Origin of the sequence: Ruminiclostridium cellobioparum subsp. termitidis CT1112 (genome assembly GCF_000350485.1) — a bacterium.
Taxonomy (GTDB): domain Bacteria; phylum Bacillota; class Clostridia; order Acetivibrionales; family DSM-1351; genus Ruminiclostridium; species Ruminiclostridium termitidis.
On record NZ_AORV01000062.1, the window covers coordinates 13,565 to 37,407 of the forward strand.

At 44.2% G+C, this 23,843-nt stretch carries 15 protein-coding genes; 3 read left to right on the forward strand and 12 right to left on the reverse strand.

The window, feature by feature from the left end:
• Positions 1-41: 41 nt before the first annotated feature.
• Positions 42-518: an LURP-one-related/scramblase family protein gene (locus CTER_RS22035; protein WP_004629486.1), complete on the reverse strand. Its 477-nt coding sequence runs from the start codon at positions 516-518 to the stop codon at positions 42-44.
• A gap of 303 nt (positions 519-821) precedes the next feature.
• Between CTER_RS22035 and CTER_RS22040 the strand changes: the two genes are divergently transcribed.
• Positions 822-2,480 (forward strand): alpha-keto acid decarboxylase family protein, encoded by a 1,659-nt coding sequence (locus CTER_RS22040; RefSeq protein ID WP_004629528.1) that lies wholly within the window; start codon positions 822-824, stop codon positions 2,478-2,480.
• A 70-nt stretch (positions 2,481-2,550) separates the two neighbouring features.
• Here the strand turns inward: CTER_RS22040 and CTER_RS22045 are convergent, their stop codons facing one another.
• From CTER_RS22045 to CTER_RS22070, 6 genes are all read right to left on the reverse strand, one after another.
• Complete coding sequence (locus CTER_RS22045; protein ID WP_004629506.1) at positions 2,551-4,521, reverse strand: M6 family metalloprotease domain-containing protein; 1,971 nt, start codon at positions 4,519-4,521, stop codon at positions 2,551-2,553.
• 503 nt (positions 4,522-5,024) lie between these two features.
• A complete protein-coding gene (locus CTER_RS22050; protein WP_004629520.1) occupies positions 5,025-6,512 on the reverse strand; it encodes a glutamate synthase subunit beta in 1,488 nt (495 codons plus the stop codon).
• Between the two features lie 20 nt (positions 6,513-6,532).
• On the reverse strand, positions 6,533-11,092 hold the full coding sequence (gene gltB / locus CTER_RS22055; RefSeq protein ID WP_004629522.1) for a glutamate synthase large subunit: 4,560 nt from the start codon (positions 11,090-11,092) through the stop codon (positions 6,533-6,535).
• Between the two features lie 359 nt (positions 11,093-11,451).
• Positions 11,452-12,363 carry a ribonuclease Z gene (locus CTER_RS22060; RefSeq protein ID WP_004629502.1) on the reverse strand — a complete coding sequence of 304 codons (912 nt, stop codon included), beginning with the start codon at positions 12,361-12,363 and terminating at the stop codon, positions 11,452-11,454.
• A 120-nt stretch (positions 12,364-12,483) separates the two neighbouring features.
• Complete coding sequence (locus tag CTER_RS22065; protein WP_004629509.1) at positions 12,484-12,696, reverse strand: hypothetical protein; 213 nt, start codon at positions 12,694-12,696, stop codon at positions 12,484-12,486.
• Between the two features lie 39 nt (positions 12,697-12,735).
• Positions 12,736-13,251 carry a ribonuclease H-like YkuK family protein gene (locus CTER_RS22070; RefSeq protein WP_004629484.1) on the reverse strand — a complete coding sequence of 172 codons (516 nt, stop codon included), beginning with the start codon at positions 13,249-13,251 and terminating at the stop codon, positions 12,736-12,738.
• Positions 13,252-14,199: 948 nt separating this feature from the next.
• On the opposite strand from CTER_RS22070, the gene CTER_RS22075 reads away from it, so the two are divergent.
• Both CTER_RS22075 and CTER_RS22080 read left to right on the forward strand, forming a co-directional pair.
• The gene (locus CTER_RS22075) at positions 14,200-15,942 is read left to right on the forward strand and encodes an ABC transporter ATP-binding protein (protein ID WP_040761880.1); all 1,743 of its coding nucleotides are present in this window, start codon (positions 14,200-14,202) and stop codon (positions 15,940-15,942) included.
• 44 nt (positions 15,943-15,986) lie between these two features.
• A complete protein-coding gene (locus CTER_RS22080; protein ID WP_004629518.1) occupies positions 15,987-17,774 on the forward strand; it encodes an ABC transporter ATP-binding protein in 1,788 nt (595 codons plus the stop codon).
• Between the two features lie 196 nt (positions 17,775-17,970).
• Here the strand turns inward: CTER_RS22080 and CTER_RS22085 are convergent, their stop codons facing one another.
• From CTER_RS22085 to CTER_RS22105, 5 genes are all read right to left on the reverse strand, one after another.
• Entirely contained in the window at positions 17,971-18,471 is a 501-nt protein-coding gene (locus CTER_RS22085; protein WP_004629500.1) for an NUDIX domain-containing protein, read from the reverse strand.
• A 41-nt stretch (positions 18,472-18,512) separates the two neighbouring features.
• A complete protein-coding gene (locus CTER_RS22090; RefSeq protein ID WP_004629512.1) occupies positions 18,513-19,460 on the reverse strand; it encodes a D-2-hydroxyacid dehydrogenase in 948 nt (315 codons plus the stop codon).
• Positions 19,461-19,744: 284 nt separating this feature from the next.
• The gene (locus CTER_RS22095) at positions 19,745-21,616 is read right to left on the reverse strand and encodes an NADH-dependent [FeFe] hydrogenase, group A6 (protein WP_242835053.1); all 1,872 of its coding nucleotides are present in this window, start codon (positions 21,614-21,616) and stop codon (positions 19,745-19,747) included.
• A gap of 15 nt (positions 21,617-21,631) precedes the next feature.
• A complete protein-coding gene (locus CTER_RS22100; protein ID WP_004629498.1) occupies positions 21,632-23,359 on the reverse strand; it encodes a NuoF family protein in 1,728 nt (575 codons plus the stop codon).
• Positions 23,328-23,843 (reverse strand): NADH-quinone oxidoreductase subunit NuoE family protein (locus CTER_RS22105; RefSeq protein WP_004629516.1); only part of this gene is annotated, 516 nt, incomplete at its 5' end. The genes CTER_RS22105 and CTER_RS22100, both read right to left, overlap by 32 nt.

Consider the following 23,843-nt stretch of genomic DNA (forward strand, 5'->3'; position numbering starts at 1 on the left):
TATCCTGACAATACTGAGTTCTTTATCAGACAGGTCTTTTACTACTTTTTATCATGACAGACCATATCTATTACGATTGCCAGAGCCAAACCAACTATCTGATCCTGCCCGTCATCAATTTCCACACCATATGTATCAGACATTGAGAAGAATTTTTTGGATATCACAGCGACAACGGTGTTTCCATTTTTAATTTTAAATTCATGTCCGGTGTAATTTCCTTCCACTGTGAAATCACCGCCGTTACCATTAATGATAAAATTATTTCTTAATAATGAGAACTTTTTCTTAACAGTGGCAATTTCCTGTCCCGAAATTATTATTTTATACTCGGGCATGAATTTTAAAAGTTTTTGTTCTATATAGCAAAGTTCGCTGCCGGACAAGTCCAATATTTTGAGCTTATTGCCAATTGATAACAGCTGGCTCTTAACGGTATAAACATCCTCTCCGGCATCATTTTTGATTTTAAATCCATCAGCTATGGAAAAAATCTTTTGTTTTATTTGATATTTCACTTTCATTACCTCCTAAAATTTTATTTACTATAGCTATATTATCCTATTAATTTTGTTATTTCAAGTAAAATCGACTTTAAAATGTATATTATTACAATTAACTCAAATTATTTAAACCCTATATATAACTTGCTTGTTCCCTCAATTAATATATGCTGTTAGTTGCAATTTCAGCGGTAATCAGGCATGAATCCCCCGAGAGTGGTGATACTAGAATAAGTTTAATTTAATATAAGTTATTTTCATGAGGTTTATTAGTATTATCTATGTCGCTGCCCGGCAGGCAGCAGAATGGAGCAAAAAATGGAGAATAAAACTATTGGCAGCTTTTTATATGATTGTTTAAGCAATGAGGGAATAACCGATATCTTCGGTGTTCCCGGCGACTACAATTTCTCGCTTTTGAATGCCCTGGAGGAATACGGCAGCATCAAATTTGTCAACTGCTGCAATGAGTTAAATGCCGGCTACGCCGCCGACGCGTATGCCAGGGTCAAAGGGATAAGCGCCCTTATAACCACCTTTGGAGTCGGGGAGTTAAGCACCTGTAATGCCATTGCAGGCTCCTACTGCGAAAGTGTTCCGGTTATCCATATCATTGGCGGGCCTAAAACGGCAGTACAGCAGGAGCATAAACAGATGCACCACACTCTTCTGAACGGCGATTTTGAAGTTTTCAAAAATCTCTATGGATTCATATCCCAATACACCGCCAAAATAACGCCGGAAAATGCAGCCGTTGAAATCCCCACTGCCATTGCAGCCGCAAAAGAATCAAAAAAACCCGTATATCTGCTGATTGCTTCCGATATTGTCAACAAGCCGGTTGTACAAAGGGATGTGAACATCTCAAAAAAGCAGACGAGCCAACCCTCCCTGCAAGCTGCTGTTCAGCATATCAGCAGTACGATGGACCAATCGCAAAATCCGGTGCTGCTTTCAGGAATCCATGTGTCAAGGTATAATCTGCAGGCTCGGGTACAACAGCTTGCTGAAAAAATAAACCTTCCTGTGGCAACAATGATGATGGGTAAGGGTTCCTTTGATGAAAGGCATAAAAATTTTATAGGGCTTTACGCGGGCAGCCTTGGAAATACCCAGGTGCAAAATATTGTTGAAACCTCGGACTGTGTGCTGGCAGTGGGCACCAACTGGTCGGACTACAATACCGGCATATTTACAGCCAGGATAAACCCTGTAAAATTAATAGATATTCAGCCCAATAAAGTCAGCGTCGGTATGACGGTATACGAAAATGTATTAATTCAGGATATATTAAGTGAACTTCCGGGCAGGATAAACAAACAAATGCCCTCCATCCCACAAGTCAACTTTTCATATGAAAATGATTACCCTTATATGGAGGAACCTGTCACTGCCAGGTATTATTATCCCAGAATTCAAAAAATGCTCAGGGAAAATGATATCCTGGTTGCAGATGCCGGGAGCTTTCAATTCGGAAGTGCTCTGTTCAAACTGCCCAGGGGTGCCACCTACATCACCCAGGGAGGCTGGGGCAGTATCGGTTACGGAACTCCTGCCACCTTCGGCGCATGTATGGCCGATAAAAACAGGAGGGTCATATTATTCGTGGGTGACGGTTCCAATCAGATGACTGTCCAGGAGTTCAGCTCTATGCTGGTCAATAAGTGCAAACCCATTATTTTTTTAGTCAACAACAGTGAATATACTATTGAAAAATATCTTAATGCTGCTCCAAAACCCGCCCCGTACAATAATATTGCCTCATGGGATTATGCAAAACTGCTGGAAGCCTTCGGAGGAGATTTCTTTTCAGCCAAGGTTCATACAAATAAAGAGCTTGATGCTGCCATAAAGCAGGCAGAAACCTTGTGCAGCCAAAAGCTTTGCCTCATTGAGCTATTTGCTCCCCAAATGGATGCTCCCGAGATTGTCCACAAAATGAAAAGTGTAGTGGAGCAAATGGCAAAGCAGATGTGATATGGATAAGAAAATCCTCCTGCCCATAATGTGCAGGAGGATTTTCTTATTTTTATTGCAGGCTCTTGTTTTATTGGATTTCAATATAATCCAGTTCTGCATAACCGGCAGCACCTTTGCTGAGCTTAATGGTATTGGAGCCTGCCTTGAGCGTGAAGTTTACTGTTGTGCTTCCAAACTGTCCCCAACCGGAAGTGGGCATGTATGTAACAGTGCTTGCAGCTCCGCTGTTCACTGAAAGATTCTGGGTCGAGTTGGCACCGGTGCCGTTGGCATACCGGATGGTCATGGTATAGGTTTTGGCTGCTGTTGCATTGACAGTGAAGGCTACATAGCTGTCGGAATAATCAATACCGCCTACATATTGGTTATTGGAGGCATCGGAACCGCTGTAAATACTGGCGTTGTTCACAGTTGCGCCTTCTGCTTCATACCTGCTGGCGGAAGGTCCGGAACTTCCCTTGATAAAGGTTATGCTGCTGCCGATGGCACCGATGCCGGAAATGGATAATCCGGAGTTTGTACCGTTCCACCACTTGGCACTGGGTGATGTAGTGTCGCTGAAGCTGGTTCTATATCCTGCATGAAACAAGTCGCCATCTGCTCCGCTGTTCCCATTTCTCTCAAGCTGAAAAAGATTATCTGCCTGTTCAACGGACACAAGGAAATGCTTTGAAGCGGTCATCTGGTTGAAGCTGTTGTCTCCATTTTGGTCCACATGCCATATGATAAGCCCTTCATCCGGCATATTGGCATACCTGCCTGTCTTTCGTATGTTTTCAATGAGGAAATATTCATTGGATTTTGAACCCGTCCAGCGATATGCCTGTTGAGCACCGGTGCCGTTGGACACTGCAGTCACGCTGGTGCCATCAGCCAAGCTGTTTAGACTGGAGATGCCGTTCCAGCCGGAAATGACGTTTCTGCAGTAGGCATCAGGCGGGACAGGATTCTTGTCATCGGTATAGGCCATGAGCGAGTATCTTCCAATACCCGACGAATCTCCGTCATAGTCATAAAGATCAGGATATCCAAGGATCAAATGGCCGTTCTCATGGCAAATGGTATAGATGGAAAGGTCTGTACCGATATTGGACATTTCATATCTTTGAACATTGACTCCGTCAGCTCTGAAAGGGGTATACAGCGCACCCTGGTGCGGCCATAAGCCTTTGCTCCAGGCCACATCCGGCTCACCTGCATAAAGGGCGTTTACAGACAAAACATAGCCATCTGAGCCGGTAGTCAGGCTGGCAAAGTTGAAGCCGGTAGAGTCAAGCCACTGCAGCGCTTCTGTAACCAATTCGGCAGCTCTTGAAGCGAATACGATGTTCGGGTCATTATAATAAGATTTGGGATGCTTTGCGGTATAAAAGCCTGTGATGGTATTGGTGAAAGTCAGTTTTCCACCCGAGACGGAATAGTAATAATCCCTTACAGAGCCGTTGTTGCCATAACCGGTATAACCTGTTTGGTTGAACAGATTGGTTATATCCGTTTTGGAGACGGTGCTTTGTTGATCGGGGAAATTGATCAGGATTGTAAGACCAAGGACATTTCCCATTGTCTGGCCGGCAGGCAGAACAGCAGGACCAGAAATTTCCGCACTTGCGATAGAAGCATTGGTACTTGTTTTGTCCAGATTCAGAAGCTTCTTTGTATATTCCCTTTTCTTTCTAATGGATTCACTACTGATTTGCTGATGCTTGGCAAGACTGCTTTTGCCTTGAATACTGATATCCGCTTTGGCAGTTCCCTGATAAATCACACCGGAGGGAACAAATTCCGTACCGTCTGCATTGACATCAGCATAGTGTATCCAGCCGGTCTTATCATCCATGCAAAGAGTGTATCCATCAATGCTTTCTACATGCTGATAGAATTCATCACCTGTAACCAATACCTTGACTTTGGTACCGTCGGGCTGTGTTAACTGGACTTCCCGATTGATACAGGGGGCAGCGGATACCACCGCTCCAAAGGCCAAAATAGCAATGATCATGATCAAAATGGCCAGACTCAGTTTAGATGCTTTCTTCATAACAATTACCTCCCAAAATTCGATTATTAGAATATCTGTTCTTCATTACAGTTGATTGTAAATACCATTTTTAAAATGCAGCCGGCGGCTGCCCTCCTTTCCTCCCATATGTGAATAAGCCCGTAAGCCGGAACTACAGCCAAAGTACAGGATCAGTACAAAAACAATTATCCTGTATATGAATACAGGTATTCTAAACATGACAATGTGAAATAAAAAAATTTATGAGCGTATTTGTTTCAGAAATGTAATGGTAGATAGTAACTCCATTTCTACTGTATTTGTTTAAATATTGAAACTCTTACATATTATAACATTATCTTTTGTAATAGAAAGTGGAAAATTTCCATATTAACTCAAATATTTCTATATTATATATTTAAAACACGAAAAAACAGATAAATTCCAGCAACAACTAAATAAGGCCGGAATAAATACCCGATGTGGGTATTCTTCCGGCCTTAATAATTTTGTATCTTAATTTAATTTGCTTCTTATTGCTCTTAACTTCTTATACTTGTCTTTCCCATAAGGAACCTGTCAACTTCCCTTGCGGCCAGCTTTCCTTCCTGGATTGCCCAGACTACCAGACTCTGGCCTCTTCGCATATCTCCGGCGGCAAATACCTTGTCGGCACTGGTCTGATGCTCTTCAAACTCAGCCTTTATATTGCTTCTCGGATCCCTTTCCAAACCGAGTTCGTTTGGTATGGTATCTTCGGGTCCAAGGAATCCCATTGCCAGAAGGATCAAATCAGCCTTCCAAACCTTTTCACTGCCGGGTACGGGCTGCGGACCGAATCTGCCCTGTGCATCCCTGCCCCAGGTGACTTCAACAGTGTGGACCTCTGCAACCTCACCCCTGTCATTACCGACTATCTTTGTAGTGTTAATGAGGTAGTTTCTCGGGTCCTCACCCGCAAAAGCTATAGCCTCCTGCTGACCGTAGTCCACTTTCAGCTGCTTTGGCCACTCCGGCCAGGGATTTGATTTTGGCTCCCTCTCCTTTGGAGGTTCTGGCATTATTTCAAACTGGTAGACACTCCTGCAGCCATGTCTCAAGGATGTGGCCACACAGTCGGTTCCGGTATCGCCGCCCCCGATGATAATAACATTTTTATCTTTTGCGCTGATGTAATTTCCATCCTGGTGCTTTGAATCCAGAAGGCTCTTTGTATTGGCTTTCAGGAAGTCAACAGCATAGTATATTCCCTTCAGATCACTGCCCGGCACATTAAAACCTCTGGCCTTTGTGGCTCCGCCGCACAGAACAACCGCATGATAGCCGTCCACCAGCTCCTGTGCGCTGATATCCCTGCCTACTTCAGTGTTTAGTACAAATTTGATTCCAGACTCCTTCAGAAGATTTATTCTTCTTTCGACAATGCCCTTGTCGATTTTGATATTTGGTATTCCATACATCAGAAGTCCTCCGGGCCTGTCATTTCTTTCATAAACCGTAACCTCATGTCCCACATGGTTTAGATAATACGCAGCCGACAAACCTGACGGCCCTGAACCCACAACGGCAACTTTTTTTCCTGTGGGCCGGCTCTTCTTTGTTTCCACCCAACCTTCGGCAAAGGCTCTTTCAATTATTTCATATTCAATCTCGTGTATTGTAACCGACTCCATATTGTAGCCTTCTGTACATGAGCCTTCACAGGGAGCAGGACACACTCTGCCTGTAAATTCCGGAAACGGATTTGTCCTGATCAGCCTCTTATAAGCTTCCTTCCACTGTCCCCTGTATACCAGGTCATTCCACTCGGGAATAAGGTTGTGAACAGGGCAGCCGGCAGCCATACCGTTTAAAAGTACCCCTCCGTGACAGAAGGGAATTCCGCAGTTCATACACCTTGCGGCCTGGGTTTTTATCACCTCAGGATCACGCTCAATGCGGATTTCATTCCAGTCTCCTATTCTTTCCTCCGGAGGCCTTTTTTTAGGGTCTATTCTTTCATATTCTAAAAATCCAGTAGCTTTTCCCATCGTAATCCCACCTTACTCCATTAATTTTTTAAACTCTCTTGAAATGCCGCCATCAATGCATCGTCACCTGCCAATCCCTTCCGGTGGGCATTTTCGATGTTCTCAAGCATTTTCTTGTAATCCTCAGGTATCACCCTTGTAAACCTCTGTGAATAATTCTTCCAGTCGTCAAGAACCTTTTTACCTAAAGGACTTCCTGTATATGAAACATGTTTTTCTATCATCTCTTTAATATTGTCCAGCTCGGCGCCGTCAGTGAGCTTTTCGGTCAATACCAGGGACTGGTTGCAATATGCCTCATCAAAGTCCAGAACATATGCTATACCGCCCGACATACCTGCCGCAAAATTTCTTCCTATCCCGCCGAGTATTACAACTCTGCCGCCGGTCATGTATTCGCAGCCATGATCTCCCACGCCTTCAACTACGGCTTTGATGCCGCTGTTTCTTACGCAGAATCTTTCACCTGCAATACCGTTGATATACGCTTCACCCTCAGTTGCACCATAGAATGCCACATTGCCTATGAGTATGTTTTTCTCAGGTTGGAAATCTGAGGCTTTAGGAGGATAAACAATGATTTTTCCGCCTGAAAGACCCTTTCCGATGTAGTCATTGGAGTCCCCCTCCAGCTCAAGAGTCATCCCCTTTGGTATGAAGGCTCCGAAGCTCTGTCCTGCCGAACCTACGAAGCTGAGCTTGATAGTGTCCTCCGGAAGGCCTTCCTCACCGTATCTCCTGGATATTTCACTGCCTATCACAGTCCCCACAACCCTGTCAACATTCTCAATCTTGAGCTTGGTCCTGATTGGTTTCTTTTCTTCCAGGGCAGGCTTGCACATTCTCAGAAGCTTTTTGATTCCCAGTGACTTATCCATCATGTGGTTCTGTTCCCGCATCTTGTATCTGCCCACATCGGCACCCGCATAAGGCTGGTAAAGTATTGCCGACAAATCAAGCTGGGATGCCTTCCAATGCTTTATATTATCCTTTGCCTTCAGCCTGTCGGTACGTCCCACCATTTCATTTATGGTTCTGAAGCCCAGTTTCGCCATTATTTCACGCATTTCCTGAGCAATAAATCTCATGAAGTTCTCCACATATTCGGGCTTGCCTGTAAAATTCCTTCTCAGCTGTTCATTCTGGGTAGCTATGCCCACAGGGCATGTATTCAGATTACACACCCTCATCATTACGCAGCCCAGTGCTATAAGAGGAGTAGTGGCAAAGCCGTACTCTTCTGCTCCCAGCAGAGCGGCAACAACCACATCCTTACCGGTAAGCAGCTTTCCGTCGGTTTCAACCACAACCCGGTCCCTCAACCTGTTAAGTACCAGAGTCTGATGGGTTTCGGCAAGCCCAAGCTCCCAGGGAAGACCTGCATTTTTAATACTTGTCCATGGAGATGCCCCTGTTCCTCCGTCGTATCCGCTGACAAGTATTACGTCAGCCTTTCCCTTTGCAACACCTGCGGCTATGGTTCCGACACCCACCTCTGAAACAAGCTTTACATTGATCCTTGCCTTGTTGTTGGCATTCTTGAGGTCATGTATAAGCTCCGCCAAATCCTCAATGGAGTATATATCATGGTGCGGCGGCGGTGAAATCAGGTCCACGCCCGGAGTTGAGTGTCTGACCTTTGCAATTTCGGGATAGACCTTACGTCCCGGAAGCTGTCCGCCTTCTCCCGGCTTTGCGCCCTGGGCCATCTTTATCTGTATTTCAACGGCATTTGCCAGGTAGTTGCTGGTAACACCGAATCGTCCCGAAGCAACCTGCTTGATGGCACTCTTTTTTGAGTCTCCGTTTGCCAGTACCCTGAATCTCTCAGGATCTTCTCCTCCTTCACCGGTATTGCTCTTTCCTCCCAGCCTGTTCATGGCAACGGCCAGACATTCATGGGCTTCCTTGCTTATGGAACCGTAGGACATGGCACCTGTCTTGAATCTCTTAACGATTGAGTCAACTGATTCAACCTCTTCAACAGGAATTGTATCCCCTATATTATAGTTAAATTCAAGTATACTTCTTAATGTTATGATTTCTTCTTCATTTATCTTTTTGGAATATTTCCTGAACAGCTGGTAATCTCCCTCACGGCATGCCTTCTGGAGCATGTATATGGTTTCTGGATTATACATGTGAACTTCACCGTCATCTTTTGACTGGAAGGTTCCGCCCACTTCAAGAGTGTCGCTGTACGGGGACTCAACATAGGCACTTTCGTGTCTCATCTGATTTTCCATGGCAATTTCATCTATGCCGATACCTTCAAGTCTGGAAGGCGTATGTGTAAAGTAAGTGTCTATCAGGTCCTTTCTGAGGCCTACCGCTTCAAAAATCTGGGCGCCATGGTAACTGCGGATGGTAGAGATACCCATCTTTGTGAGTACCTTGAGAACACCTTTTACAGTCCCTTTTATAAAGTTCTTTATGGCTTCCTCATAGGTCAGGGAGCCAAGCAGGCCCTTGTCGGAAAGCTCCTTTATCGTTTCATAGGCCAGATATGGATTTACCGCTGTTACACCGTAACCTATAAGGGTACAGAAATGGTGTACTTCCCTTGGCTCGCCTGATTCCAGCACAATGCCCACACTTGTTCTTATCTCTTTTCTTATCAGGTGGTGATGGAGTCCTGAAGATGCCAATAAAGCCGGTACCGCCGCATATTCCCTGTCCACTCCCCTGTCTGAAAGAACAATAATATTAACTCCTTCACTTATAGCCTTGTCAGCTTCCTTGAAGATTCTTTTCAAGGCCTTTTCCATTGCCATGGGGCCTTCAGCCACTTTATAGAGCATTGAAATGGTAGCTGCCTTGAATTTTTCATTATTTAAATTTTTTAAGGTATTGAGCTGTTCATTTGTCAAAACAGGATGTTCAAGGAAGATACTTCCGGTCTTTTCCTGGTCAGGCTCAAGCAGGTTTCCCGCCGTTCCCAGCAATATACTGCCGGAGGTTACTATTTCCTCTCTGATGCCGTCAATAGGCGGATTTGTAACCTGGGCAAACAGCTGCTTGAAGTAAAGGTACAACATCTGCGGCTTTTCGGACAACACCGCCAGAGGAGTGTCCATACCCATTGCTCCTACAGGGTCGGCACCCGAAGCCGCCATGGGCAGTATATACTTGTTTATATCTTCAAAGGTATATCCGAAAGCCTTCTGCTGCTGCAGCAAATCCTCTCCTGCTTTTTCCTCCCCGGCTTTTTCAGCAGGCATGTCACTGAGTTTGAATATATGTTTTTTAACCCATTCACCATATGGGTGCATTTTAGAGACACTTTCCTTTATTTCTTCATCGGAAATAATCCTCTGTGCCCTGGTATCTATAAGAAGCATTCTGCCCGGTTCAAGCCTGCCCTTGTACCGTATGTTTTCAGGTTTGATATCAACTACTCCGACTTCGGATGCAAGTACAACCTTGTCATCTTTTGTCACATAGTATCTTGATGGACGAAGTCCGTTTCTATCAAGCATTCCGCCTATCACATCGCCGTCGGTGAATGCCATGGCGGCAGGTCCGTCCCATGGCTCCATTATAAAATTCTGGAACTCATAGAAATCTTTTTTTGTTTTGGACATAAGCTGGTTCTTTTCCCACGGTTCGGGAATCATCATCAATATTGCCTGGGGAAGGGACTTTCCTGTGAGATACATGAATTCAAGGCTGTTGTCGAACATGGAGGAGTCACTGCCCGATTCATCAACTATGGGATATATCTTGTTGATGTCCTCAAACAATTTGGAATCCATGCATTTCTGACGTGCCTTCATCCAGTTTACATTACCTCTGATAGTATTTATTTCTCCGTTGTGTACGAGATACCTGTTTGGATGTGCTCTTTCCCAGCTTGGGAAGGTATTTGTACTGAATCTGGAGTGGACCATTGCCAGTGCTGACACAAAGTCCAGGTCCGAAAGATCGAGATAGAAATTTCTCAATTGCTCGGCAGTGAGCATACCTTTGTAAACAATGGTTTTGGAAGACAAACTTGCAACGTAGAATATGCTTCCCTTGTCTTCGCACATGGGTCCGATGACCCTTTCAGACCTTTTTCTGATGGTATAGAGTTTTCTTTCAAAGGCCATTTCATCTGCCAAATCCAAAGATTTTTCAATAAACACCTGAATAAATCTGGGCATAACAGATTTTGCGCTGTCACCTATTGTTGTCTTGTCTATGGGCACTTCCCTCCAGCCCAGGATTTTCTGCCCCTCTTCCTTTACGATCTTTTCAAAAGCCTCCATTTGAGTTTTTCTGAAATCCTCATATTTGTGGGCAAAGATCATACCTACGCCGTAATTGCCTTTTTCAGGCAAATCAAACCCCAGAACTTCACATTCTCTTTTAAAAAAGTCATGTGGGATCTGAACCAGTATTCCTGCACCGTCACCTGTGTTTTCATCTGCTCCGCTGGCCCCTCTGTGATTTAAGTTTTCCAGCACTGTCAAAGCGTCGGCAACGATATCATGGGATTTTTCTCCTTTTATGTTTACGACAAACCCCATTCCACATGCGTCATGTTCTAATGCCGGGTCGTAAAGCCCCTGCTTGTTCGGTAAACCATATTTTTGCATATTTCACACCCTTATTTCTATTTATATATTTTTTATACAATTATTCTAACACGGAACATGCAAATTTTAAAAGTAATTATTTGGAATTTTTTATATTTTTTTTGTTTTTAAAACCAGACTTTTTTATTTTTAAGCGGCAAAACCCAGTAAATAAGCTACTTTCGCAAAAAAGATTATTAAGTCTAAAATTTAAATCAATAAAAATTTTTTTTGCAAATATTTACGAATTTGCAACTTTGAATATTAAAACTTTCAAATTTGATATTTTATTTGATATTTTTGGTTAAAAATTTACCTTTTCAACACCCTTTATATTTTACTAACCCGGCACAACTCCTGTTCCATTATTTTTCCGGATTTTATTCCTTGAACTTTATATTTTTAGTCATGAGATCGCAGCCTGCAATTGTGTTCGCAAATACAGAAGTTGCAGAAGCTATATGTTCCTGCGGATTTTCCAGCGCGGGGCTGAAATGTGTCAGCCAGAGTTCCTCCACCTCACCGCGCTTCGCGAGCAGGGCAGCTTCTGAAAAAACCATATGTTTCTTTTGAACCGCTTTTTCCATATCCCGGTTATCACCATACATTCCCTCACATATAAAGAGGTCGGAGTCTTTTATAAAATCAACAAGCCCTTCCACAGGCCTGGTGTCTGTACAATAGGATACCTTTATCCCTCTTCTCTGTTCACCTATCACCAGTTCAGGTTTAATCCGTCTTCCTTCAAGATCAACAAGCTCACCCTTCTGCAGCTGCTTCCAGTATTTCACCGGTATCCCCAGCTGTTCGGCTTTCCTGCGGTCAAACCTACCCTGCCTTTTAATTTCAAAGCTGTACGCCAGGCATGGCAGCCAATGTTCAACAGGAATACTTCCGACATAAATATCCCCCAATAAAAATTCCGCACCTTGATCATGGGGCAGTTCCAGCAGCCTGATTTCGTAAGGCAGCCGGGGGGCTATAACCAGCAGACCTTCCACAACGGTTTTTAACCCGGCCGGTCCTATCAGGGTCAGCGGTTCTTCTCTTCCCGAATTGCCCAGGGTTAAAAGAAACCCGGTCAGACCTGCAACATGATCGGCATGGTAATGGGTAAATAATACCGCATCAATTGCTTTAAAGCCCCACCCGCATATTCTCAGAGGTATCTGTGCAGCTTCACCGCAATCCACCAGGAGCATCCGTCCCTTGTATCTCAACAGCAGAGAGGTAAGCCATCTGTCCGGAAGCGGCATCATTCCTCCTGTTCCCAGCAAACATACATCCAACATACAACAAACTCCTTTCAGGTCGTTAAATAGTAATTCAGCAGAAATATCAACAGTATGCGAGCGGCTGCCATTAATTAAAATAACAGGCAGCCGGGTAAAATCATGTGGCTGCCTGCTATTTTATCTCAACTTACTTGAAAAGAGCATCCGGCTTTGTTCAAGGTAAAGTGACGTATTATAATTGTTTTTATTATTATTTCTTGCCGATAAAATCCTGCCGCTCCCCTCTATACTCTCCCAATGCTCAAGCGAAATTGTTCCGATCTTGAGTTTGTCTCTTTTGTTTCTGCTCTTTGATATATATTTTTTCACATTCATTGCCAATGTATTCATATTTTGTCTCCAATTCTGCCGGATAAAGTATTCTATTCATCAGCTTACCCTCGTATCGCGGCTGTATCTGTTTGCATAGCTGCTCGCAACAAAAGCTTCCGGTTTGATTTTTGCATCTACCGGCATACCTTCGAAATATCCGACCATCTCTTTAATAAGTTTACGGGTTTCTCCCCTTGTTCCAACATCGATGTGAGCTTCAAGTCTGCAGTCAAAGTTTTCATACCTGACTGCAATATCATACAGCGAAGTCAGCAATTCCTGATTAAGCATGTTAACCATCTCATAAGTAAGAGAAGTTTCCTTTGTTATCTTTTCCCTCAAATTTGTGTATTGTCTGTTTAGTATCCTTTTACATATGCAGCCCCAGGCTCCCCGGCCCTCTCTGTGTATATAGATGCCTGTTGCAAAACAGGTGATTCTGCCTTTTAACTGGGAGTCCGTCCCCACTGCCAGTCTGTACCTGCAGTCAGGGTCCAGTCTGATAAAGTATTCGATGCTGGCTATCACATCAACAAAGCTCATATTTTTTTGTACCGTATTAAAAAATCTCATTATTTCACCATCTTTCTCATTTATTCCGTCTCAATATCTTTCTGAATACTGCTTCCGGGCTATTTTTTCATATTATTTTCTTTAAGCATCCTTTGATAAATTTTAAAAATAAAAAAGTGATTAAATCCCACATACGGGCTTAATCACTCTTGTTTGTAAATGCTTATCTGCAAATATCCGAACCGTCCTTTTAAAATACATCATAAAGGAAGTTCCTTCTGTCACATTTATTCAACAGAGGATCAAGCCAATGCAGATTGTTATTCATGCATGGTTTTTCCTGTGCAATAACTTTGTTAAGTTGTCTCATACATGAATTCATTAAATACATGGTTAACCCCCCTTTCGTAATTTTGAATCGATTTTATCAGTATTGTTTATGAATTGCCATGCTGCAGCAGTTCAGTCCCAGCCGCCTTATGAATTTTACAACACATATTCAGCTGTGTCAATATTTTCCCAATTATGTAATTTTATTGTAATACCAACGTCATATAAATGATATATCCGGCACAGTAACGTTAAGTATCAGGGACGGACAAAACAAAAAGCAGTCAAGCCACATTGGCCCAACTGCTTTGAATTTTTATCGCTGATTTATGATTAACTTGTAAAAATAATCATCACGTAAACAGAGGTCAGGCCAATGTACCATTTTCCCATATATATAAGGTACAACAGTATTATTTGGTTTTTGTTGATTAATATTATTTAATTTGTACATTACAAGACCTCCTTTCATTTATTAATAATAATTTTTTTACTTTCCAGCCATAATTATGATATCATTGGTAAATTTGTACCGTCAAGGTAAAAAATAATTATAATCATATTCTAGTAGTCTGCGACATCTAAATTCATACATTGCCGGCGGTTAATTATGTTATAATAGGATTTGGCGGCCTTTCGGCCATGTGGCCAAACTTATTTAAACGGGGTAGTAATCATATGAGTAAACTGAGATATATAAGAGACCTTCTCTCTAAAAATAAATACAAATATGCCTTGGGGATCGTGTTCCTGCTGTGCGTGGATATACTGCAGCTGGTTTTGCCCAAAATACTCGGCGATGTGACCGATTTCCTTGAAAGCGGTACCCTTACCAGAACCAGACTTGCCCAATACGCTGCTGCCATTTCGCTGATAGCAGCCGGTGTCGCTGTTTTCAGATTTTTGTTCAGGTGTACTCTTATGAGTGTATCCAGATCCATAGAGCTCTCGCTGAGAAACCGTTTCTATGCCCATCTCCAAAAACTGTCCGTAAACTACTTCAACACTCATAAAACCGGGGATCTGATGGCTCATGCCACAAATGATATGGGCAATGTCACCATGGCCTCCGGACAGGGGATCATATTTGTAATTGACAGCTTTTTAATACCGGTGGTAGCTCTGGTAATGATGCTTTCAACCGGAGGCCTCAAGCTGACGGCAGCCTGTTTTCTTCCTCTTTTGCTGCTTGGCATTGCAGTAGTTTTCTTTATGAAAATAATGCAGTCCAGAGTACAAAAACAGCAGGAAGCTTTTTCAAACCTTACCGAAGCTGCAAGGGAAAATTTCTCAGGAATAAGAGTAATAAAGGCCTTTGCACAGGAAAAAAAGGAGATATCAAGATTTGAACGCATAAATGCGGTTAACCGGGAGGCTAATCTTAAATATGTCAGGCTGATGAGTATGATGTTTCCCACAGTCATGTCCATATCGGCGCTTTCTTTTGTAATTGCGCTGTGGTTTGGCGGTGTACTGGTTATCCAGGGTGCGGTGACCCTGGGTGGTTTTGTAGCCTTCAACAGCTACCTTGGCATGCTTATCTGGCCCATTACAGCCATAGGCTGGGTAGCCAACATGTTCCAGAGGGGCTTTGTATCCCTGGAACGAATAAATACCATCATGGATGAAACACCTGAAATAACCGATGAGAGCGTTGTTGAGAAAGCTTCCATAAAGGGATCGGTTGAATTTAAAAACCTGGACTTTACCTATCCCGGTACCGAAAGGCCTGTCTTAAGCAACATCAATATAAGCATAGCAGCAGGTAAAACCCTCGGAATCATCGGGCGTACCGGCAGCGGTAAAACTACACTGATAAATCTTATTTCAAGACTGTTAAAGGCCCCCGGGGGAACTCTGTTTATAGACGGCATCGATATAAATAAAATTCCCTTGTCGGCTCTCAGGAGCAGTATAGGGGGTGTGCCCCAGGATACCTTCCTGTTTTCGGATACCATAGCTGAAAATATTGACTTCTTTAGAAATAACAATTCGGAACAAATAGTTTCAGCCGCAAAGACAGCACGTATTCTGGACAGCATAAACGAATTTCCCGACAAATTTGAAACTGTACTGGGTGAAAGGGGTGTTACCCTTTCCGGAGGGCAGAAGCAGCGCGTGGCCATAGCCCGTGCAGTCATAGGTTCTCCGGCCATGTTGATACTGGACGATTGCCTTTCGGCAGTGGATGCCAGTACCGAGGAGGAAATTCTGAAAGACCTGAAAAACATTATGAAGGAAAGAACAAGTATTATTGTGTCGCATAGAATATCTGCGGTCAAGGATGCCGACGAAATCATTGTCCTGGAGGAAGGAAGGGTTTCGGAAAGAGGAACTCATGATGAACTGCTGGCTCGGAACGGGTTTTATCATGAACTTTATAACAAGCAATTACTCATAGACCAACTGGAACAGAGCTAAGAAAACATATATTTGGAGCCGCTGCGCGCTCATGGAGGTTAACAATGTCGGAAGAGAATAATATAATGCAGGAAGAGGAAATATCAGAAAAAGCTTATGATTCCAGATTAATGAAACGTCTTTTAAAATTTGCAAAAAAATACTGGTATCTTTTTCTGCTTGCAGTAATCTTTTTGTTTGCAGCAACACTGGTGGATCTGGCCAGACCCTACTTGATGGGTATAGCTATTGATGACTATATTAAAAAAAGCAACATATCCGCCCTGAACAGGATGGGTATTTATTTTGTGCTGCTGGTTGCAGCAGGCTTTGTGTTCAACCTGCTGCAGATATATGTATTAAGTTACGCCGGGCAGTACATTATCTACAACATCCGGCAGCTTGTGTTTTCACATCTTCAAAAGCTGCCGCTGTCCTATTTTGACAGGAATCCCATCGGCAGGCTTGTCACCCGTATAACCAATGACACCGAAACCCTCAATGACATGTATACCAATGTTCTTATAACATTGCTCAAGGATTTTGCCATATTGCTGGGAGCTGTCATAATAATGTTCCGGCTGAACAGCTCTCTGACGTGGATCACACTGGCAGCCATGCCGGTGGTACTGATACTGACCGTTATCTTCAGACTGCGCATAAGAAAGGTTTACCGAAATGTCCGCACCGCAATTGCCAGAGTAAATTCAGCCATATCCGAAAATATTTCAGGTATGCGCATAATACAGCTGTTCAATAAGGAAAAGCCCAATTTTGAAAGGTTTAACAAAATCGGCAAGGCATATTACAAAGCTTCAATGAATGAGGTTGTGACTTTTGGTCTTTTCAGACCCGTGATTGAAATGGTCGCCTCCCTCACTATAGCTCTGTTAATATGGAACGGAGGAGGCAAAGTTATTGATAACTCCATGGAATTCGGAGTCCTGTACGCACTGATAAACTATATTTCTCTGCTTTTCCAGCCCATTAACGATCTGGCCGAAAAATACAATATTCTCCAGTCCTCAATGGCTGCTTCCGAAAGGATTTTCATGATCCTTGACACGCCTGCCGAGGAGGATGCCGGAAGCCTGGAATTTGACGCTGAGGCAGCAGCAGGTGATATTGAATTTAAAAACGTATGGTTTGCCTACAATGATGAAAACTGGGTTCTAAAGGATGTGAGCTTCAGGGTTCCGGCAGGCCGTACCATAGCTATCGTCGGTCATACCGGGGCCGGAAAGACTTCAATTATCAATCTTTTGAGCAGATTTTATGAAATACAGCGCGGTGAGATCTTAATAAACAGTATCAATATAAAAGATGTACAAAAAGCTTCCCTCAGAAAAGCCATAGGTGTTGTACTGCAGGATGTGTTCCTGTTCAGCGGCAGGCTTAACGATAACATCCGTCTCAATGAGGAGAGCATAACCGACGAAAAACTCCAGGAAGCAGCCCGCTATGTCAATGCTGACGGCTTTATAAGCAGGCTTCCAAACGGTTATAATGAGGAGGTCATGGAAAGAGGCTCCACTTTTTCCTCTGGTCAGCGCCAGCTTCTGGCCTTTGCCCGTGCACTGGCCTTTGATCCTGCCATTCTGGTACTGGATGAAGCAACCTCCAATATCGATACCGAAACCGAAATACTGATACAGGATGCACTGACCAAACTCACAAAGAACAGGACAACAATTGTTATTGCCCACAGACTTTCCACCATCCAGCACGCAGATAAGATCATTGTCCTGCACAAGGGAAAGGTTCACGAGAGCGGAACCCATCAGGAGCTCCTGGCGGCAAAGGGTATGTATTACTCCCTGTATCAGCTCCAGTACCAGCAGCAGAATGCCTGAAGCCCAAAATACAAGCAGGCAATTAATAAAAACCTTATAATAAATTATTCATAAGGGATATGAGCTTTTGTTCATTTTCCCCAAACCATTGGGACCATTGTCCACAGACTATACTTTTTCCATATCCCGGTGAGTTTGATATATCCTGAGAACATATTTATTCTCGGGAAAATACTGCTTCAGTAAGCCATCGGGGTTATATGCCATAGAAAGAGTATTCCCCGTTCTTCTCCCTTGATACGAAAGGAATATTGCTCAAAGCATTATCCGCATTGTCAATCACTCCCTGCAGGATAACCCTGGTCAGATCAGGAACATCAGGCGCTTTGACAGCCTCGTTTATATCCATGAAAAGTGCCTCGCTGTTCTCTCTGTTATCGGAATTGGGAGTTCCTGAAACATAGTCCATCAGGAAAACCGCATACCAATCCTTTAAATTGAACCTCACACCCAACAATTTTACAGGCTCGGCAGCAATGGTAGTCTCCTCCATCACTTCCCGGCACAATGCAGCCTGTGGTGTTTCCCTGATATTCACATATCCTCCCGGAATGATCAGTCTTCCCTTTCCTGCGCCATAAGTGTGCCTTACCAGTAAAACCTCGTTCCCCTTCAGTACCACTCCGCCTACAGACTGGCACCAGTTTGTATTTTCCTCTTTATTTGCTTCGTTGACCGCAGCGTTATTAGCATCCAATTTTCCATCCTCCAAATATTATGGTAAACAACTAAATTATTTTAATAGCCTTTTTCCTTATCAACCACATTCATCAGAGCCTTGCCCTCGATGAGCGACTTCAGATTATGGGCGGCTATTCTTACGATACGCTCTTTTGTTTCATTCAGGCTAAACCCTCCCGAAATATGCGGAGTTATAACCGCATTCTTCATCTTCCACAGCCTGTGTTCCCTGGGAAGCGGTTCAGGATCGGTTACATCCAACGCAGCCCCCAGAAGCTGCCGGTTTTCGAGGGCATCACACAAGGCCTCGGTATCTATGGCACTTCCCCGCCCGACATTTATCAATACCGCATCCTTCTTAAAAAGCTGCAGTGTCGATTTATTTATCACCCTGTTTGTCAGCTTTGTTTCAGGAAGGCTGAGAGCAACTATATCAGCCCGGGGCAGAAGGTCTTCAAGCTTATCCATAAGATGCAGCTCATCCAGGTAATCCGGCTTTTTGCTGTCTGTTCTCCTTATTCCGATGGTATATGCACCAAGTGCCTTCAGCCTTGAAGCGAATTCCCCTCCGATGTCTCCCAAGCCTACAATCAGAGCAGTAGAGCCAAAGATACCTTTAACATTACCGGCATAGGACCAATTTCCTTCGGCCTGGTTATCCCTGTATATATGCAGATTTTTGTACAATTCAAGGAGTACTCCCAGCATGTATTCCGATATGGCAAGGCCATAAGCACCGCTGGCATTTGCAAGTCTGGCTCGGTCGGGCAGAACGCCTTCTTTTGCATAATCTCCCACACCTGCACTGAACAATTGCAGCAGCTGGAGTTTTTTTGACAGCTTAAGCATTTCTGAAGGCGGATTTCCGATTATAACACCGGCATTTTTCAGTTGTTCTTCACTCAGCTGTTCATTCTTTGTATAAATAAAGTTGCAGCCGGGTGCTTCAGATTCTAAAAACCTTTTTTGCTCATCATTAAGTTTCATAAGTACAACAATATCCATGTAATATCAGCTCCGAATCATAAAATTTTAATATAATTTAATATAATATGTACCCATCTTCAGATATATCAAATATAAATATTATGATACCATAATCTGGCGGCCTGTGACACCTAAATTCATACACCGTCAAATTTCATCAGGAGGCTGCTGCCGTTAACAGTAATAAAGAAGTATACCGGCGCACAGCAAAAGCGCTTACTGAAAATTGCAAATGGAAAGCTCATTCAAGCAAGCACTTTGTGTGCAATCATTAACTGAAGTCAGTTTACCGGTTAATTTTTTTAAATCCTCTCCCTCTCCTCAAAATGTGTGTGAAGGAGCTCATGGGCTTTTTCACCAAAAGGTTCACCCAGATAGGTTTTATATAGCTCCAATATTTCTTTGTTCTCATTGGATTTTCTTATCTTTTTGTTTCTATCCTCTTCAAATATGGCTTCCCTGCGTTTTTTAACAACCTCGTCATTGCCATGGTGGTAAGGCTGTCCCCCTCCGGCAATACAGCCGCCCGGACATGCCATTATCTCAATGGCATGGTAATCTGCCCTTCCGTCACGGATATCCTCCAGAATATGCCGTGCATTGCCCAGACCGCTGGCTATACCTATTTTCAGTTCCTTGTCCCCTATTTTTACAACAGCCCTGCGAACTCCATCCATACCCCTCAGATCCTCAAATTCTATTTCTTTGAGAGGTTCACCCGTCAGCCATTCAGAGGCTGTGCGCAGGGCAGCCTCTATAACACCGCCGGCAGTGCCGAACATTACGGCTGCACCTGAGGATTCACCAAGCGGACTGTCAAATTCACCGTCAGGCAGCTTTGCAAATTCTATTCCGGCCTCATGTATCATGGCTCCAAGCTCCCGGGTGGTTATTGATATGTCCACATTGTTCCGTTCGTCCTTTGTGAGCTCGGGGCGTCTGGCTTCTGCCTTCTTCGCTATACAGGGCATGACCGATACCATGACAATACTGTCCGGGTCTATTCCCATTTTTTCGGCATAGTAGGTTTTGGCTATGGTTCCCAGCATTATATGGGGTGATTTGCAGGTTGACGGTACATGAATCAATTCGGGAAATTGATGCTCAATGAACTTGACCCATGCAGGACAGCAGTTTGTGAGTATGGGAAGGGTTTTGCCGTTTTGGAGCCTGTAGATTAGCTCTGAGGCCTCCTCCATAATAGTCAGGTCAGCGCCGAAATCAGTATCGAATACGGCATCAAACCCCATTCGCCTCAGCGCGGTTACCATTTTACCGGTAACTACGGTACCCGGCTCCATTCCGAACAGCTCTCCCAGGGCAACGCGGATTGCCGGCGCAGTCTGTACTATTACATATTTGCCTGGAGCATTTATGGCCTCCCATACCTTATCGGTGTGATATACCTCAGTGAGCGCCGCCGTGGGGCAAACCTGCACACACTGCCCGCAGTAGGTGCAGGAGGACTCCACCATCGGAATGTTGGCAAAAGGGCCCACAAAGGAATTGAAGCCCCTGCCTATCCCTGAAAGGATGCCGCAGGTTTGTACTTCATTGCATGCGGTTTCGCAGCGCCTGCAATATATACATTTATTTGAGTCCTTGACAATGGCATCACTTGAGATATCTTTGGGATAGGTCATTCTTTCCCCTTCCCAGCGGATCTCTCTGACATTCAGCTCCTCAGCCAGTGACTGCAGCTCGCATTCAAGGTTTTTGGGGCAGGTAAAACATTCATTCGGGTGGTTTGAAAGCAGCAGTTCCACCGCCATCCTTCTGGCGGTAATAGCCCTCCTGGTATCAGTTCTCACTGCCATGCCTTCCTGCAGCTTTGTTACACAGGATGGAACAAGTTTATTCCGGTTGTTCCTCTCATCAACCACCTCCACCATGCAGACCCGGCAGGAGGCGGTTTTGTTGTAAAGCTGCAAATCATGCAGATCCAGGTGGCACAGTGTCGGAATCTTCACTCCCGCCCGGTGTGCAGCCTCCAGGATTGTAATTCCCTCGGGGACGGTCAAATCCTGGTCATTTATCCGTACATTTATCCTTTTCTTATCAGGCCCCACTAAATCGCTGTTAATTTCACCATTAATATCACCGATATTCTCATGTTTATATTTATATTTCTCACCCTTTGTATGTTTTCTGCCCGATTCAATTTTTATATGCATTCCGGTACACCTCCTTCATGACTTCACACCTGTTTTATTTTTAGAAGCATATTTACCTTCCTGGTGGGGGTGGTCCTCCTTCTGAACAAAATTGAGATACTCGTGCCAGAAGTATTTCATTGTGCTGATGACAGGATTGGGAGCTGTCTGGCACAATCCGCACAAAGCACTGTCCTTAACCATGTAAGCCAGTTGTTTTATAGCATCCAGATCAGCCATTGTCGCTTCTCCGGAAGTTATTTTACAGAGCATTTCATACAGCCTCTTTGTGCCGATCCTACCGGGGCCGCACCTCCCACAGGCTTCATCCATTGTAAATTCCAGATAGAACTTTGCAATATTGACCATGTTGTCATCTTCATCCATTACTATCATTCCGCCCGAGCCCATCATTGTACCTATTTTCAGAAGTCCGTCATAATCTATGGGCGTATCGAGATTCTCCTCGGTTATAACACCTCCCGACGGCCCTCCCGTCTGGACAGCTTTAAATTTCCTGCCATGAGGTATACCCCCTCCTATATCAAAAATGATCTCCCTGAGAGTAATTCCCATGGGTACTTCCACAAGGCCCACATTGTTTATTTTCCCCGCAAGGGCGAATACCTTGGTCCCCTTGCTTTTCCCGGTTCCCATTGAGGCGAACCAGTCTGCGCCGCGGTTCATGATAACGGGGATATTTGCGAAGGTTTCAACATTATTAACACAGGTGGGAAATCCCCAATAACCTTCTTCGGCCGGATAGGGAGGCTTATAGTTGGGTTCTCCCCTTTTTCCTTCACAGGAATTTATAAGAGCCGTTTCCTCCCCGCATACAAAAGCGCCCGCCCCGTACTTAAGCTTCACGTCAAAACTGAAACCGGTGCCGAATATACCTTTGCCCAGCAGTCCCGTATCCCGGGCCTGCTGCAGAGCATTTGTAAGCCGGGCTATAGCAAGAGGATATTCCGCCCTTATATAGACAATTCCCATATGAGCGCCTATTGCATATGCCCCTATAGCCATAGCCTCTATTACACTGTGGGGGTCACCTTCCAGGATGCTTCTGTCCATAAAGGCGCCGGGATCACCTTCATCGGCATTGCAGATGATATACTTTTGGCTGTTCTCCTGCTTGCCGGTTATTTCCCATTTAAGCCCGGTAGGAAAACCTCCGCCGCCTCTCCCCCGGAGCCCTGACCGCTTTATTACATCTATGACTCCCGTAGGTGACATCTGTGCAAGTGCCTTTCCAAGGGCCTGGTAACCGTCCAGGGCAATATATTCGGTAATGTCTTCCGGGTTTATAAGGCCGCAGTTTCTGAGAGCAACACGGAGCTGCTTCCTATAGAAGGTCATATCCTCCTGGTTGTGAACCTTCTCCTTTTTCTGGGGATCTTCATATAGAAGCCTTTCCACCTGGCTCCCCTTGATAAGGTGCATGTCCACAATGTCCTTTGCATCCTTGGGCCCGACTCTTACATAAAATACATTGTCCGGCTCGATTTTTACAATTGGACCCTGCTCACAAAAGCCAAAACACCCTGTTCTGATAACCTGGATCCTATCACTTAAACCTCTGGCCTTTAAAATCACTTCCAGATTTTTTGCAACTTTATCGCTGTCACTGGCAAGGCAGCCGGTACCGCCGCAGACCAAAATATTTTTATTTGTTTGCACAGCATCCCTGTGCTGTCGTATTTTCACTTTTTCCAAAGCCTGCTGTTTAACCTTATTTAACTCCTCCAGGGACTTTATCAGCATGCTGTACCTCCTTTGTACGATATGAATTTAAAATGCCGTCAATATCCCCGGCCTTGACCCTGCCGTATACCTTGCCATCCACCATCACCACGGGAGCAAGTCCGCAGGCTCCGATGCAGCGGACATCCTTTAGGGTGAACAGGCCGTCTTTGGTAGTTTCATTGGTTTGTATCCCCAGCTTTTCTCTGAATTCCTGAAGAATTTTGTCGGCACCTCTCACAAAACATGCCGTTCCCATACAAACGCTTATAATGTGCTTTCCCCCCGGCTTTGTACTGAAATAGGAATAAAAACTGACCACACCGAAGACTTCCGCTCCCGGAATACCAAGTTTACGGGCAATATAAAGCTGTATATCCCTGGGGAGATAACCGAAAATATGCTGTGCCCTGTGAAGAATTTCAATCAGCGCACCCTTTGTTGTTTCCAGGCTCTCTATGAACACATTCAACTCATCGTATTTTTCTTTTGGAAATTCTTCTCC

Excerpts from the sequence above, each read along its gene's own strand:
- CTER_RS22040 (WP_004629528.1), top strand. The coding sequence starts at position 822 with ATGGAGAATAAAACTATTGGCAGCTTTTTATATGATTGTTTAAGCAAT.
- CTER_RS22045 (WP_004629506.1), bottom strand. The coding sequence starts at position 4,521 with ATGAAGAAAGCATCTAAACTGAGTCTGGCCATTTTGATCATGATCATT.
- CTER_RS22050 (WP_004629520.1), bottom strand. The coding sequence starts at position 6,512 with ATGGGAAAAGCTACTGGATTTTTAGAATATGAAAGAATAGACCCTAAA.
- gltB (WP_004629522.1), bottom strand. The coding sequence starts at position 11,092 with ATGCAAAAATATGGTTTACCGAACAAGCAGGGGCTTTACGACCCGGCA.
- CTER_RS22060 (WP_004629502.1), bottom strand. The coding sequence starts at position 12,363 with ATGTTGGATGTATGTTTGCTGGGAACAGGAGGAATGATGCCGCTTCCG.
- CTER_RS22065 (WP_004629509.1), bottom strand. The coding sequence starts at position 12,696 with ATGAATACATTGGCAATGAATGTGAAAAAATATATATCAAAGAGCAGA.
- CTER_RS22070 (WP_004629484.1), bottom strand. The coding sequence starts at position 13,251 with ATGAGATTTTTTAATACGGTACAAAAAAATATGAGCTTTGTTGATGTG.
- CTER_RS22075 (WP_040761880.1), top strand. The coding sequence starts at position 14,200 with ATGAGTAAACTGAGATATATAAGAGACCTTCTCTCTAAAAATAAATAC.
- CTER_RS22080 (WP_004629518.1), top strand. The coding sequence starts at position 15,987 with ATGTCGGAAGAGAATAATATAATGCAGGAAGAGGAAATATCAGAAAAA.
- CTER_RS22090 (WP_004629512.1), bottom strand. The coding sequence starts at position 19,460 with ATGGATATTGTTGTACTTATGAAACTTAATGATGAGCAAAAAAGGTTT.
- CTER_RS22095 (WP_242835053.1), bottom strand. The coding sequence starts at position 21,616 with ATGCATATAAAAATTGAATCGGGCAGAAAACATACAAAGGGTGAGAAA.
- CTER_RS22100 (WP_004629498.1), bottom strand. The coding sequence starts at position 23,359 with ATGCTGATAAAGTCCCTGGAGGAGTTAAATAAGGTTAAACAGCAGGCT.